The organism is Pseudomonas sp. MWU13-2517 (assembly GCF_023242545.1).
Taxonomy (GTDB): domain Bacteria; phylum Pseudomonadota; class Gammaproteobacteria; order Pseudomonadales; family Pseudomonadaceae; genus Aquipseudomonas.
Window position 1 is genome coordinate 56,856 of the sequence record NZ_JALMFA010000013.1, and the last position, 15,024, is coordinate 71,879.

Sequence of the window (15,024 nt, forward strand, 5' to 3'; positions counted from 1 at the left end):
TTTGACAATGGATGTTCGCCAATTTGCCTTTCTGGCCCGTCAACCTTCCGCTGCGCTGAAGCCACGGGACTCGTTCTTCGGCCTGCCCAAGCGCGGCCTGGTATTGATCCTGGCCAACGCACTGTTCTGGCAGCCGCTGCTGGCCCAGGCCGAAGGCATTGTGGTCAGCAACCCGGCCACCAGTGTCGGCCAGGCCGGCAATGGCGTACCGGTGGTGAACATCGCCACGCCCAATGGCGCGGGCTTGTCGCATAACCAATTCAAGGACTACAACGTCGGCCCCAACGGCGTGATCCTCAACAACGCCACCGGCGCGGTGCAAAACACCCAACTGGGCGGCTACATCGTCGGCAACCCCAACCTCAAGGGCGGCGCGGCGAACGTCATCCTCAACGAAGTCAACGGCGGCAGCCCGAGCCAGTTGCGCGGTTATACCGAAGTGGCGGGGCAGTCGGCCAAGGTCATCGTGGCCAACCCGTACGGTATTACGTGCAGCGGTTGCGGCTTTATCAACACGCCCAACGTTACGCTGACCACCGGCAAACCCGTGCTCGACGCGAGCGGTCAGCTGCAGCGCTACCAGGTCGACGGCGGCGCCGTGACCATCGACGGCCAGGGCCTGAATGCCAGTAACGTCGACCGCTTCGAGATCATCACCCGCTCGGCCAAGATCAACGCACAGATCAACGCCCGCGAACTGACCGTGATCGCCGGGCGCAACGACGTCGACGCCCAAAGCCTGAAAACCACCGCGCGTGCCGACGACGGCAGCGCCAAGCCGGAGCTGGCGATTGACTCGTCGGCCCTGGGCGGCATGTATGCCGGCGCGATCAAACTGGTGGGCACCGAAGCCGGTGTGGGCGTGAAGCTCGACGGCACGTTGGCGGCCAGTGGTGGGGATATTCAGCTGGATGCCAATGGGCGCCTGAGCATGGCGCAGGCGGCGGCGACCGGGAACGTCAAGGTCACCGCGCAGACTGTCGACCTCACCGACAAGGTCTACGCCAATGGCAATGTGCAGGTCTCCAGCGCCCAGGCGCTGGTCAACCGCAAGAGCATCGCCGCCGGCCAGCGCATCGAAATCAACGCGGCCAGCGTCACCAACCCCGGCATCATCGAAGCCGGTGTAGCCGCCGATAACAGTCGCAACACCACGGGCGATCTGGTGGTCAACGCGCAAACCGTCACCACCAGCGGCAACCTGCTGGCCAGCCGGGCCCTGGCGATCACTGCCGCCCAAGCGCTGACCAACCAGGGCGCGATCATCCAGGCCAAGACCGTCGACGTCAGCAGCGCCACACTCACCAACCAGGGTGCCGGTGCACGCCTGTTCGGCGAGCAGAGCCTGGCGATCAACTCGCCAGCCATCGTCAACCTCGGCGGGCTGATTCGCTTCGGTGAAGGCCAGGCCGCCACCCTCAACAGTGCGTCCCTGGATAACCGCCAAGGCCGTATTGAAATGGCCGGTGGCAGCCTGGTGCTGACCAGTGCCGACCTGAACAACAGCGGCGGGCAAGTCATCGCCAACGACTTGACCGTCAATGCCGGCAACCTGAACAACCAGAATGGCGTGCTGGTAGCCAAAACCACCACCGTCAAGGCCAACGACCTCGACAACAGCCTCAAGGGTTTGATCCAGGCAGACGGCGGCGTGCTCAACCTGAACGTCACCAACGCTTTCAATAACAACCAGGGTTTCGCCCAGGCCAGCACCGACCTCAACGTCACGGCCGGGACCCTCAGCAGCAACGCAGGCGGCGTACTGAGTGCCGATGCCGGCAAGCTCACCGTCACCGCCGCGCAACAGCTCAGCAACGCCCAGGGCCGCCTGCAGGCCGGGCAGGGCGATATTGAATTGCACGCCGCGAACCTGGATAACCAGAGCGGCGTGATCGTCGGCAAACAACTGCTGCTCGACGTGGCCGGTGGCGACTTCGACAACCGCGCCGGACGCGTGTTGGGCGACCACGTCGACGTGCGAGCCTCCGGCCTCGACAACCGCAACGCCGGCCTGCTGGCCGGTGGCGCCCAAGGCGTCAGCCTGCTGCTCAAAGGCCCGGGCCAATTGCTCAACGCCAAAGGCCGTATCCAGAGCGAAGGTCTGCTGCAACTGCAAGGCGAGCGCTTCGACAACAGCGCCGGTATCCTGCTGGGCCAGACCGTTGACGTGACCGCGCAGACCCTCAACAACAGCGACAAAGGCGCGCTGGTCAGCGATGGCGGCGACGTGGTGCTCAAGGTCAGCGACCTGCTCACCAACGTCAGCGGCCAGATCGACGCGGGCGAACGCAGCGTACTGGTCAAGCAACTCACCACCCTCAACAACGACGGCGGCACCCTGCGCGGCAAGCGCCTGGACATTGCCGCCCAGCAGCTGAACAACGACAACGGCCAACTGCTGGCCGGCGCCGAAGGCGTGACCTACAGCGGCCAGGACCTGAGCAACCGCAAGGGCCTGATCCTCAGCAGCGGCGCCCCCACCGTGCTCACCACCGCCAGCCTGCACAACCAGGGCGGCACCGTGCAGGGCGACAGCCTGAACGTCACCGCCAACAGCGTCGATAACGGCAGCGGCGGCCTGATGGCAAGCCTGGTCGGCAACCTGCAACTGACGGTCGAAGCCCTGGCCAACCGTGGCGGCAAACTGTTCGGCAAAGAACAAGTGACCGTCAGCGGCGGCACCCTCGACAACAGCGCGGGCGGCCAAGTCAGCGGCAATCAGATCAGCCTGACCTCACGCGACACCCTCACCAACCAGGGCGGCCTGATCGAGGCCAACCAGGGTCTGACCCTCGCCGGCGGCAACCTGGATAACAGCGCCAGCGGGCAACTGCGCGCCCTGGGCGGCACCAGCAGCAGTCTCAACCTCAGCGGGGCGTTGAACAACCAGAACGGCACCCTCGAATTCGGCAGTCAGGCCTTCAGCCTTGATGCAGCCAGCCTCAACAACCAGAACGGGATGCTGCAACACGCCGGCACCGGCCTGTTCCACCTCAACACCGCCAGCCTCTCCGGCAGCCAGGGCAATATCCAAGGCATGGGCAGCGCCGACTGGGCCTTCGGCAAAGTCGATGGCCTGGGCCGTGTGCAACTCAACGACGTGCTCACCTACAAGAGCGACCAGGCGCTGGCCCTCAAGGCCGGTGACCGCATGGCCAGCGCCAAGGGCTTGATCCTCAACGTGGCGGGCCTGGACAACGGCGGCGAACTGCTCAGCGACGGCGACCTGAGCATCACCACCGGCGACTTGACCAACAGTGGCCGCGTATCGGCTCTGCAAACACTCACCGTCGCAGCCAACAACCTCAGTCAGAACGGCGGCCGCCTGGCGGCAACCAATGCCCGCCTGACCCTGGGCGGCACCCTGGACAACCTTGGCTTCCTCACCGCCCGCCAGCAACTGGATATCGCCGCCGCGCAGATCAATAACCGTGGCACCCTCGGTGCCCAGGGCGCAGTGAACCTCACGGCGGTCAACGGCATCACCAATGCCGCAGACACGCTGCTGTTCAGCGGCGGCGACATGACTCTGCGCAGCAATGGCTTCAGCAACAGCTATGGCGACGTCTACAGCAAAGGCGACTTGAGCTTCGCCGCACGCGATGGCGGGCGTGCCGTGCTGTTCAGCAACCGCTCCGGCACCGTGGAAAGCGAAGGCTCGATCGGCATCAATGCGGGCTTTATCGAAAACGCCAAAGATGAATTCGAACTCGGGCAGACGCTGACCACCGGCAGCTTGAGTTGGATCTGTCACCAGCACTGCGGCGAGCAAGACAACTGGGAGCGTGGTGAGATCACCATCTACGAAACGTACCTTGAGGCGGCGACCAAGGATTCGGTAGCGGCGCGCCTGGTGGCTGGCAAAAATATGCTGCTGCAAGGTGACAATGTGCAGAACCGCTACAGCCTGATGGCCGCCAATGGCGACCTGAGTATCACCGCCGGTGACTTGCTCAACCAAGGTGCCGCCACGCGCACGGGACAGCGCAAGATTGTCGTCAACACGCCAGGGCACGTTCCCGATGATTTGTTTGAACGCATGCAATATGTCGACGTTCCGGCCTTCAATGCGGCCACGGCGGCAGGGAATTTCGATAAGGCGCGCTTCGAAGAGCTGAAAAACCGCTCACCCAATAGCTGGCCTTTCGTCCACTCAAGCGACGTCACCACGTGGACCAGCAACGGCGGCCCCGGCTACGACGCCACCCTGCAAGCCGGAGGTACGGTCAACCTCAACGTCGCCCGCACCCTGCAAAACGGCACGCTGCACAACAACACCCTGGCGCAGTTGACCGGCAGCCTCGGCGACGACCAGACCGGCATCCCCGTCGGCGGCATCAACATCAACCTGAGCAAACACGCCAACGACGCCAGCGCCCAGGCGCCCGGCACGGTATTGCCGGTCGTCGTTGCAGCTCCCGGCGGCGGCTTCGTGCCCGTCGATTACACCGGCACCGCGTTCGCTGCGGTCGACCCCACCACTTCGCCCAACTTCCAACTGCCCAAAGGCGAGTACGGCCTGTTCGTCAAAAACGCCGACCCTACCAGCCACTACCTGATCGAGACCAACCCCGAGTTCACCTCGGCGTCCGGATTCTTCAGCTCCGATTACATGCTCGGCAAACTCGGCTACAACGCTGACAACGCCTGGCGCCGCTTGGGTGACGGCCAATACGAAACCCGCCTGATCCGCGACGCCGTCCTCGCGCAAACCGGCCAGCGCTTCCTCGCCGGCGGCCTATACAGCGACGCCGACCAGTTCCGCTACCTGATGGACAACGGCCTCGCCAGCAAAGATGCCCTGCGCCTGAGCCTCGGCGTGTCCCTCACCAGCCAGCAAGTCGGTGCCCTGACCCACGACATCGTGTGGATGGAAAACCGCGTTGTCGACGGCCAGACCGTCCTCGTGCCCGTGCTGTACCTGGCCCAAGCCGAATCTCGCAATGTGCGCGGCAACAGCTTAATCCAGGGCCGCGACCTCAACCTGGTCACCGGCGGCGACCTGATCAACGTCGGCACCTTGCGCGCCAGCAACAACCTCTCCGCGGTCAGCAGCGGCAGCATCTACACCGGTGGCCTGATGGAAGCCGGTAACAACCTCAGCCTGCTGGCCCAGGACAGCATCCGCAACGCCATGGCCGGCGAAATTCGCGGCAAGCAAGTCAGCCTCACGGCGCTCAAAGGCGATGTCACCAACGACAACACCGCCATCCAGGTGCGTGACGGCGTCGGCATGCGCACCCTCACCGACACCAGCGCCGGCACCATCGTCGCCCGCGAAAACCTCGCCATCGACGCCGGCCGCGACCTTACCAACCGAGGCGCACTGGTAGCAGGCAACAACGCTAATCTCACCGCCGGCCGTGACCTCAACCTCATCGCCGCCAGCGACACCAGCGTCAAGCACGAGACCCGCGACGGTGGCGAGAAATCCAGCATCACCACCGACGTCAAAAACCTCGCCGCCAGTGTCACGGCGGGTGGCAACCTGAATATGCACGCCGGGCAAGACGTCAACATTATCGGCAGCACCGCCACCGCTGGCAAAGACCTCAACATCGCCGCCGGCCGCGACCTCAACGTCGCCTCGGTCAGCGACATGCACAACGTCGAGGGCAAGGAAAAACACGGCAAAAAACGCATCAAGACCTCGGACGACCAGACCACCCAAGTGGCGAGCGTGTTGACGGCGGGTGGGGATTTTGTCAGCCAGGCTGGGCGTGACACCACGATTGTGGCGAGCAGGATCAGCGCGGGGAATGAGGCTTATCTTTATAGCGGGGATAAGTTGAGTTTGTTGGCGGCGCAGGACAGCACCTACACCCTCTACGACATGAAAAAGAAGGGCGGCTGGGGCGCGAAGGAGACTAAGCGGGATGAGGTTACTCGCGTTACCAACGTTGGCACTGAGATCAAGACGGGGGGGGATTTATCGCTTGTCAGTGGCGGCGACCAGTTGTATCAGCGCGCCAAGCTCGACAGCGGTAATGACCTGACGATTGCCAGCGGCGGCGCGGTGACGTTTGAAGCGGTTAAAGACCTGCATCAGGAGAGTCACGAGAAGAGTAAGGGTGACTTGGCGTGGACCAGTGCTAAGGGCAAGGGAAATACCGACGAGACGTTGCGCCAGAGTGAGTTGATGGCGCATGGAGAGCTGGCGATAAAGGCCGTGGATGGCTTGAAGATTGATGTAAGGCAGGTCGACCAGAACACCGTAAGCCAGACCATTGACGCGATGGTTAAGGCGGATCCAAGCCTCGCGTGGATCAAACAAATGGAGCAACGCGGTGACGTTGATTGGCGCGAAGTCAAAGAGCTGCACGATAGCTTCAAATACAGCAATTCGGGCCTCGGTGCTGGCGCGCAAATTGTCATAGCGATCATTGTTACCTACTTCACGATGGGGGCCGCCAGTGGTGCAATCGCTGCGGCAGGTAGCGGGACGTCGATGGCTGGGGCGACGGCTGCTGCCACCGCGACGTCTGCCGCAGGCTGGGCTAATGCTGCGGGCAGCGTCGTGCTTGGTGGCATGGCCAGTAATGGCGCGATCAGTACAATCAACAACCGTGGCAATTTAGGCGCGGTGTTCAAAGACGTAACCTCCCGCGATGCGATGCGGGGCTATGTTGTCTCGGGTGTTACTGCGGGGCTGACCGCAGGGTTCTACGACGATTGGACCAGCACGCAGACAGGCACTACTACTGCGCTGCCTAACTCAGGCGCAGTCACATCTGCCAGCCCATTGAGTACCTGGCAAGGTGTTGGCCAATTCACTGCGAATCAGGTTCTGCAAAACGGCACGTCGGCTATCCTGACTAAAGCGCTGGGAGGAGAGGCCAGTCTCGGGGATGCATTGCAAAGCAGCCTCGCCAATGCATTTGCTGCTTATGGCTTCAACATGATTGGCGATGTCTCCAAGAATCGATTCGCCGACGGCGGTATCACCAAGATTGGGCTGCATGCGTTGATGGGCGGGCTGGCAGCTGAAGCGTCTGGCGGCGATTTCCGCACGGGTGCGCTGGCAGCAGGTGTGAATGAAGCTCTGGTGGACAGCCTCGCCAAACAGTACGCCAGCATGCCGGAGGATAAGAGAAAGAGCTTGCTGGTGATGAGCTCGCAGTTGATTGGTGTGCTTGCGGCGTCGGTGGACAGTGATGCTGACGGCAAAAGTTTGCAGACCGGGGCTTGGGTTGCTGGCAATGCTACTCAGTACAACTGGCTATTGCATGGAGAGATAGAAGCGGCGGACAAAGCGCGTGAGGGATGTAGTGCACGTGGAGGAGACGTCGCCGGCTGTCAGCGACGTATCACGCAAGCGATGGACAGTCTTGATAAAGCCCGAAATATGGAGCGAGCTGATCAGATTCGTCAGGTGGATTTAGCTAACTATCAAGAAGGAATGACACCTGGAGAGTACAGGGATGCCTTGGATTCTTATTGGAATGGAATCGATAGAAGCGAGTTAGTCTGGACCGGCTACGAACCCGCTCATGAGCTGGGATATATCGCGGGCAAAATGGGTTCTGGGGTTATTGATAGGGCTGTCGATTGGCCAGGTAAGGTTTACGACACGATCACTCACTTGACAGACATCCCGGCAAATCTACTTCAGGCTGGTAAGGATGGTGTCAATTGGATTAATAGCCCCATACCAGCACAGAGCCTCGAGCGGGCCGGCGACGAGCTGATTTTTGCAACTCCGGATAAGCTTGGCGGAATTGTATTCGATGCAGCTACGGGGGCAATTACCGCCGGTGTAGGCGGTAAGGCAGTTGAGTGGATTGGTGGGCGTTGGACTCTACGTAGTAGCACAAATACACTGCCAAGCAAGCCCATTGAATTTTCGGGTGGTACACCGACCCTAGAAGGGACCTCTTTCAGTCCAGATATCGTTAACCTCAGAAGTTCGGAGTTTTACGCTCTGTATGGAGATAACCCGCTAAGAGGTACAAAAACAAATCTACAAGCACGTCAATGGTATTTGAGCGAGGATGCGAAAATTCTAGATCGTGTCGATAAGAGCGCACCATTGGAAGCTCAAGCTAAACAAGCTTTCGATATGAGGAATGAAAATAGAGCGCAAGCTAGAGAGTTCATGTCGGATAGAGTAAGTGCAGATCGGTTGATTGGAGAGGAACCTAATATGACGTGGTCCGAAATGATCGACTACAGAAAATCCCAAGGCTTGTCAGGTGATGATATTTATAAAGCTATTTTAGAAAGCTCTCAAAGAACTAGAGCGGAAGTTAATAAGCGTCTTGGAGTTGACTGAATGGATGAGTCGTTGCCAACCATAACGAGAAGAATTAACCCTGATGGGAAAGTCGAGTGTCATTTAGGCTTTTCTTCTGACTGGGATGGTTTTGACTCGATTGTAAAATATTTAAAAAAATATTGGCAGGCAAGCCCAGTTCAATCTGCTGATAATATTTATTCTCGACGTTGGGTATTGATATGTAATGGGGTCACGTTAACTGTTTATCACGACAGTCAGATAGGGAATTATTTAGTTGTGGAAAATGGTGAAGATAAGGATAACTTGCTCGGTCAGATCGAGGCGGATTTGATTGAGCGGTTCCGTTGAATGCTAACCAGTAATTTTCTACCTTTTTATCTCCATAGAAAATTACTTGAGAAGGAAAATAGGGGGCAGACCACGGTTTTATGTTTTTTGAGGTCAGAAGAATTGCTCTTTTAAAATGTCATTTATTTTTCGTAATTATTCGATTTTGTTGGCCTGGTGATGGGCGGCTAAGCTGTAAGCTCTTATCCAATTAGAGAAGAATAGTGGTCTGACCCCCTATTTTCCTGGGAGTCAGGCATGAAGTCCATTATGGAGAAAAAATAGATGATAATTGGAGGGTATAGACTTAATCCTGAACACGTTAGATTGCAAATCCCTCTTGTTCGCCAACCGTCCCTAGAAGATGTGAAATTCATTATAAGCATGTATGGAAAATTTGACGGCGTCGCTTCGTTGTCTATTTCGCCGACGCCTGAATACGGACCGTATGAAATTAATCTTTACGCTGATTCTGGAAATTACCTTTTGATGCTAAATCAATACCTTGAAGATGGGGAGCACGTCGTGCGTACTCTTAATAATACGTCGATGGGAACAAGTTCAGTTGGGATTTTGGGCGACTATTACCCGGCGAGTTTCATAACTAGAGATATAGGCGTCGTTACTTCTTGTTTTCAAGAGTTTTTGAATTTTGGTGATGTGAGTTCGTTCGTCTTGAGTGCATAGGAGTACTAGAAGGGATAGGGGTCAGACCACGGTTTTATGTTTTTTGAGGTCAGAAGAATTGCTCTTTTAAAATGTCATTTATTTTTCGTAATTATTCGGTTTTGTTGGCCTGGTGATGGGCGGCTAAGCTGTAAGCTCTTATCCAATTAGAGGAAAATAGTGGTCTGCCCCCTATTTTCCTCCTGCTACCCTAAAGGCTAACTCTGGGTTGCCGAAAAAATCATTTAGTCCAAGGAGATAGCTTGGTATGGATTCTAGATTAATGTCACTCCGTAAAGAGCTGGCGAAAATGACTTCTGATCAGGCGGCAGCTTGGATATTGAGCCGGTACCCTCTTTCTTCAGATAATTGGGGTGAGGCTTTATTGCTTCTTCCTCATAGATCTTGGAAAAAACCAGAACAGAAACGTTTGGCGGACTATTATTTCAAGAAGATTCCGTTCTCTAGCGCTAGAGGGTATGAAGTGTTCGCGTCAATCATGTCAATTAAGTTAATGGTTGCATGTATTAACGATGCATTGCCCAAAGATCCTAGCAGGATAGAGTTATTGTTTTATCATCTTATCCCTGTGCTTAAGCGTTTTGCGAAGAATGATGCAGATCGAAAAATTATTGAAGTTTTTCTTTCGGCTTCTTCGATAATTCCGTCAAAAGATACTTGATAGATAAAAATAAGGGTCGGACCACGGTTTTACGTTTTTTTGAAGGTCAGCAGAGTTGCTCTTTTAAATGCCTTTCCATCCGCGTGCATAGCCAAAGCGGGCGACATTACAGCCGCCCGATTTTCACTCAGGACGGATCAGCATTAAGCCTACGACTGATGACATCCAGCAAATCACACCCGTCGCGTAGCGGAATGGCCAGCAAGTGGGCGAAGTCTGAAAGTACTACGGCATCGCTACTGAGTTGTTCTCGGAAGGCCAGGTTTTCCAGCAGTTGGGTGACAGCCCGAATGCGGTGCATGGCGGCGCCGTGAAGGACGTCGAGGGGCGCACTGGTGTCGATGAGTAGAGCGGGGACGGTGCTGTCGTTGCCCGTGAGGGGCATGTATTGGTTCATTTGAAGCCTCGTTTTGATGATATGAGCGCCATCACCTGTTCGTCGCCAAACGAATTGGGTGGCAGCTGTACGCAGGTTGGCGAACCGGAAACGAGAAACCGGCAGACCCGAAGGTCTCCCGCGCACAGCCGCCATAAACGCGACTCTGCGGGTGCAAAAAAGTCTGCAAAAAAACGCAGACCGTTTTTGCACTCGTTATCGGGTCGCCAAACCCGATCGCCCTGTGGGGCGACGGCCGGACTATAAGCCCCTCACCCAAAACCGCGCAAGGCATCACAATAGTGGCACAATGCCTTGTATCATCCGTTGCCGATACACAGGCAACGAGCAACACCCTCAAAATTCGCCCCACCGCAACCCACAAGGAAGAAATACATGATCAAGCTGTTCTGTAAAGCGGCTGTCGTTCTATCCCTGGCCACATTGTTTGGCTGTTCCTCGACACCGTCGGTCGAGAAGATGCAGGCTGATGTAGCGAACTATTCGCTGCCCAAAGCGGCCGTTGCCGACAAAGGTTTGGTGTATGTCGTACGCCCCAGCAATGTCGGGATGATGGTGCGCTTCAACGTGTTCCTGGATGACAAGGAAGCCGACTCTGAGATGGGTTACAACCGTGGCAACCAATACATCTATTTTTTCGTGACGCCGGGCAAGCATGTGATCAGCTCCAAGGCTGAAAACTGGGCGGACATGCCGATCGACGTCAAAGCGGGTGAGGTTGTGTACCTCAAGCAGGAAGTCGAAATGGGCTTCGCCATCGCGCGTAACAGCCTCAAAGTGTTGAGCGATGTCGAGGGTCGTTACCTGGTCAAGGATGCGTCGCTGGGTACCATTGCAAAAGAAAGCAAGTGAGTTAAACCGTTTGAAGCCTGCCGGGCTCCAGGCTCGGCAGGCCACTACCTTTTCTGCGTAAACTTTCAAGGACTGATGTGAAAAACTTCCTCTTCATCCTTCTCACCACCCTCATCCTCGGCGGCTGCGTCAGCCATCCCATGACCCCCGAAGATCGCGCGCAGATCAAGACCGTGAAAGTCCTGCCCGTGAAGTGGGAAAAGAACATGGTGTACTTCGGTCGTGAACAAGCCTGGGGCGCGGCGTTGGGCGCCGGGCTTGGCGCGGGTGTTGGCATGGCCAGCGGTGCGTCCAAGGTTGGCACTGCGGCATTGAGCGGCGCGGGGTTTGCGGCGGGCATGAAGCTTGGGCAACTGGCCGAGATGCCGACGCCGGTGGCAATCCTGACGGTGATGGAAGCCGAAAAAATCGATTTAGGTGTATTGCTCAAGCAAGGCTTTATCGATGCGTTGGGCAAGACCTCGACCCTCAAGGTCGTGGGTGACGATGAGCTCGCCGATGCGCAGATCCAGCTGACCGTGGCCGAGTGGGGCTTTCGTCTCACTCAGGGTTTCAGCAGCGTGATTTACCCCACCCTCAACGTGGTCGCGCAGATGGATCGCGGTGACAAGATGATCTGGCGCACCAGTGAGGCGATCACGCCGTTCAATGGCCAGAATGTCTATGGCTATACACCGCTGACCTACCGCACCGACCCGGAAGCCGTGCGTCGGGCGTTGACCGGTATCACCCGGATATCCGGCGAGTACCTGGTCAAAGAACTTAAGTAGTTTTTTGTTCGAGACGCTCTGTCGCGCAGATGCGCGCGAATTAACCCGAACCACTATTAACTCGCGTCTGACCTTGTGAACGGATTATTCATTCACGAGGTTCAGCCCATGTCCCACCCTCTGCTCTTCCTGCGCCCTACCGCTCAGGGCTTTGCCATTACCGTGCTGGTCACGCTGGCCGGGTGTGGGGCATCGTCGGCCCCGGAAGTTGCCAAACCGGATGCCTCGGCGCCCCTTTCCGAGTTGCAAAGCGTGGTGCCCCAAGGGGCTTTGGTGAAACACGCGATGGCGCCGGCGCCGATGACCGCCCGCTTGAAGATGCCGGAATCAGCGGTGACGGACTATCGCAGCGAACCCCGCGAGCAATACGAAAACCTGCCGCAGAACCCGGTGCATCGCGTCGCCGAAGCGCCGGTTTCCACCTTCAGTGTGGACGTCGATACCGGTAGCTACGCCAACGTACGACGTTTCCTCAACCAAGGCCGCCTGCCGCCCGAAGGCGCGGTGCGATTGGAGGAAATGCTCAATTACTTCCCCTACAGCTACGCACTGCCCACCGACGGCTCGCCCTTTGGTGTGACCACGGAAGTCGCCGCCACGCCGTGGAACCCGCATACCCGACTGCTGCGCATTGGCATCAAAGCGTCCGATAAAGCCATGGCGGAACTGGCGCCCGCCAACCTGGTGTTCCTGGTCGATGTGTCCGGCTCCATGGACCGCCGCGAAGGGTTGCCGCTGGTGAAAAGCACGCTGAAATTATTAGTGGATCAACTGCGCGAGCAGGACCGCGTGTCCCTGGTGGTCTACGCCGGTGAGTCCCGTGTGGTGCTCAAACCGACTTCGGGCCGCGACAAGGTGAAGATCCGCAACGCCATCGACCAGCTCAGCGCCGGCGGCTCTACCGCAGGTGCCTCGGGTATTGAAATGGCCTACCAGATGGCCCGCGAAGGCTTTATCGACAAGGGCATCAATCGCATTCTGCTGGCCACCGACGGTGACTTCAACGTAGGCGTCAGCGACTTCGACAGCCTCAAGCAGATGGCGGCCGACCAGCGTAAAAGCGGTGTATCACTGACCACGCTCGGCTTTGGTGTGGATAACTACAACGAACACCTGATGGAACAACTGGCCGACGCGGGCCACGGTAACTACGCCTATATCGACAACCTGCGCGAAGCACGCAAGGTGCTGGTGGAGCAGCTCAGCTCGACCCTGGCGGCGGTGGCGCGGGATGTGAAGTTGCAAGTGGAATTCAACCCGGCCCGGGTCAGCGAATACCGCTTGCTTGGCTATGAAAACCGCACGCTCAAGCGTGAGGATTTCAACAACGACAAGGTGGATGCTGGCGAAATTGGTGCAGGGCATACCGTGACCGCGCTGTATGAAATAGTGCCCAAGGGCGAGCAGGGTTGGTTGGAGCCGTTGCGTTACGCCGCTGCGCCTGCGGCTGAAAGCAAATCCGCTGAACTGGCGATGGTGCGTGTGCGCTATAAGCCTGCGGAGGGCGGTGAAAGCCGGTTGATCGAGCGGGCCGTCGATAGAACCTCCGCCATGCCCAGTGATGACCTGCGCTTCAGCGCCGCCGTGGCCGCGTTCGCGCAACAACTCAAGGGCGATGGCCGCTACACTGGCAGCATGAGTTTGCAAGACACGGCGGCACTGGCACGCTCGGCCCGGGGCGACGATCCGTTCGGACTGCGCAATGAATTCGTGCAACTCGTAGAGCTGGCCCAAAGCCTGAAACACTGATCTGGACCACCCCGACAATTCAATGTGGTAGGGGGCCGACCCCCTGCCACAGTTACCCGCTTCGGCTGACAGAAGGAGTTCGCCACCTACATGGCCGTTCCAGACGATCCCCCCAGCGACGAATCACTGCTGGCCCGCTACCGCGCCGGTGACGCCGCCGCATTCGAAGTGCTATATGCGCGGCACCGTCAAGGGCTGCACCGGTTCCTCGTGTCCTTGAGCAACAAGGCCGAATTGGCCGAAGAAATCTACCAGGACACATGGCTCAGCCTGATCCGCAGCACCACCCAGCCCCAGGGCCGGGCAAGTTTTCGTACGTGGTTGTTCCAGATCGCCCGCAACCGCTTGATCGATTACTGGCGCAAGCACGGCATCCACAACCCGTTGCACGACAGCTACGACGAACAGTTGCACGCCCAGGCCGACGACAGCGCCGGCCCTGAGCAGCAACTGAGCCTGAGCCGCGACCAGGCGCGCCTCGACGCCGCGTTGCAAGACCTGCCCGGAGACCAGCGCGAAGTTTTCCTGCTGCGCCTGCACGGCGACCTCGAGGTGCCGCAAATTGCGGTCCTCACCGGCGCCCCGCTGGAAACCGTAAAAAGCCGCCTGCGTTACGCCCAGCAGAAATTGCGTCGGCTGCTGGCCGAGGAGATACCTGTATGACCGACTCCCGACATACTCCAGATTCCGACGACGCGCTGACCCGGCACTTTCGTCAGCACAGCACCGGCGAGCCGCCCGCATCGCTGGATGCCTTCATCCTGGCCACTGCCCGACGCGAGGTGCCTGCGCCCAGGCTCAGCCTATGGCAGCGCTGGGGGCGTGCATGCCGTCAGCCGCGCTGGCAAATGGCATTCGCCACGGTTGCCGGCGTGGCATTGATGCTGGGCGTGGTGATGCGTACCAACGAGCTCGACCCCGGACCACAAGGGCGCCTGGCTGCTCCGGCAACGTTTTCCGCGCCTGCGCCCATGAGCGCACCACCGCAGGCGGAGTCCTACAGTGCTCCGCTGCGCAGTGATGCGTTGCCCCAGGGCAAGTTCGCCAAGCGGGCTGCGCCGCAGTCGTTGGAGCAGGGGCTGCTGGAGGTGGTGCGCTTGCGTGCGGCAGGGGACGAAGCGGCGGCGACGGCGAAACTGGCGGAGTTGAAGCAGCGCTTTCCCTCGCAAAACATCGAGGAGCAGCTAAAGGCCCTGCCGCCTCGCTGAGCTTATGGCGATGGCATCTTTGCATGCCATCGCCGGCCTCCCGGCAACAGGTCATAAGCATATGAATTTATAATTAGTCGCTGCGCTTACAATTGCTGCTAGTTTAATCAGCGAAAGACGTCATTGTTCCTGCTGGC

The 15,024-nt window shown here is 58.3% G+C and carries 9 protein-coding genes; 8 read left to right on the top strand and 1 reads right to left on the bottom strand.

What is annotated here, in order from left to right; genetic code table 11:
- Positions 1–7 precede the first annotated feature (7 nt).
- The 3 genes from M5B97_RS19310 (at position 8) to M5B97_RS19320 (ending at position 9,911) form a co-directional block, all read left to right on the top strand.
- Positions 8–8,272, top strand: coding sequence for a DUF637 domain-containing protein (locus M5B97_RS19310; RefSeq protein WP_248732358.1), 8,265 nt, complete (start codon positions 8–10; stop codon positions 8,270–8,272).
- Entirely contained in the window at positions 8,273–8,584 is a 312-nt protein-coding gene (locus M5B97_RS19315; protein WP_248732359.1) for a hypothetical protein, read from the top strand. It begins immediately after the preceding gene.
- Positions 8,585–9,497: 913 nt separating this feature from the next.
- Positions 9,498–9,911 (top strand): hypothetical protein, encoded by a 414-nt coding sequence (locus M5B97_RS19320; RefSeq protein ID WP_248732360.1) that lies wholly within the window; start codon positions 9,498–9,500, stop codon positions 9,909–9,911.
- Between the two features lie 127 nt (positions 9,912–10,038).
- On the opposite strand, the gene M5B97_RS19325 is transcribed toward M5B97_RS19320, so the two are convergent.
- The gene (locus M5B97_RS19325) at positions 10,039–10,296 is read right to left on the bottom strand and encodes a hypothetical protein (protein WP_248732442.1); all 258 of its coding nucleotides are present in this window, start codon (positions 10,294–10,296) and stop codon (positions 10,039–10,041) included.
- Between the two features lie 471 nt (positions 10,297–10,767).
- Here M5B97_RS19325 and M5B97_RS19330 point away from each other — a divergent pair, with 471 nt between their 5' ends.
- From M5B97_RS19330 to M5B97_RS19350, 5 genes are all read left to right on the top strand, one after another.
- A complete protein-coding gene (locus tag M5B97_RS19330) occupies positions 10,768–11,160 on the top strand; it encodes a DUF2846 domain-containing protein (protein WP_185021910.1) in 393 nt (130 codons plus the stop codon).
- A 77-nt stretch (positions 11,161–11,237) separates the two neighbouring features.
- Positions 11,238–11,930 carry a hypothetical protein gene (locus tag M5B97_RS19335; RefSeq protein ID WP_248732361.1) on the top strand — a complete coding sequence of 231 codons (693 nt, stop codon included), beginning with the start codon at positions 11,238–11,240 and terminating at the stop codon, positions 11,928–11,930.
- Positions 11,931–12,038: 108 nt separating this feature from the next.
- Positions 12,039–13,679 (top strand): VWA domain-containing protein, encoded by a 1,641-nt coding sequence (locus M5B97_RS19340; protein WP_248732362.1) that lies wholly within the window; start codon positions 12,039–12,041, stop codon positions 13,677–13,679.
- A gap of 90 nt (positions 13,680–13,769) precedes the next feature.
- A complete protein-coding gene (locus tag M5B97_RS19345; protein ID WP_248732363.1) occupies positions 13,770–14,342 on the top strand; it encodes an RNA polymerase sigma factor in 573 nt (190 codons plus the stop codon).
- Positions 14,339–14,887 carry a hypothetical protein gene (locus M5B97_RS19350; RefSeq protein WP_248732364.1) on the top strand — a complete coding sequence of 183 codons (549 nt, stop codon included), beginning with the start codon at positions 14,339–14,341 and terminating at the stop codon, positions 14,885–14,887. Before M5B97_RS19345 ends, M5B97_RS19350 begins: the two co-directional genes overlap by 4 nt.
- Positions 14,888–15,024: the final 137 nt, after the last annotated feature.

Coding starts and splice junctions, on each gene's coding strand:
- M5B97_RS19325 (WP_248732442.1), bottom strand. CDS start 10,296: ATGCCCCTCACGGGCAACGACAGCACCGTCCCCGCTCTACTCATCGAC.
- M5B97_RS19320 (WP_248732360.1), top strand. CDS start 9,498: ATGGATTCTAGATTAATGTCACTCCGTAAAGAGCTGGCGAAAATGACT.
- M5B97_RS19340 (WP_248732362.1), top strand. CDS start 12,039: ATGTCCCACCCTCTGCTCTTCCTGCGCCCTACCGCTCAGGGCTTTGCC.
- M5B97_RS19310 (WP_248732358.1), top strand. CDS start 8: ATGGATGTTCGCCAATTTGCCTTTCTGGCCCGTCAACCTTCCGCTGCG.
- M5B97_RS19315 (WP_248732359.1), top strand. CDS start 8,273: ATGGATGAGTCGTTGCCAACCATAACGAGAAGAATTAACCCTGATGGG.
- M5B97_RS19345 (WP_248732363.1), top strand. CDS start 13,770: ATGGCCGTTCCAGACGATCCCCCCAGCGACGAATCACTGCTGGCCCGC.
- M5B97_RS19330 (WP_185021910.1), top strand. CDS start 10,768: ATGCAGGCTGATGTAGCGAACTATTCGCTGCCCAAAGCGGCCGTTGCC.
- M5B97_RS19350 (WP_248732364.1), top strand. CDS start 14,339: ATGACCGACTCCCGACATACTCCAGATTCCGACGACGCGCTGACCCGG.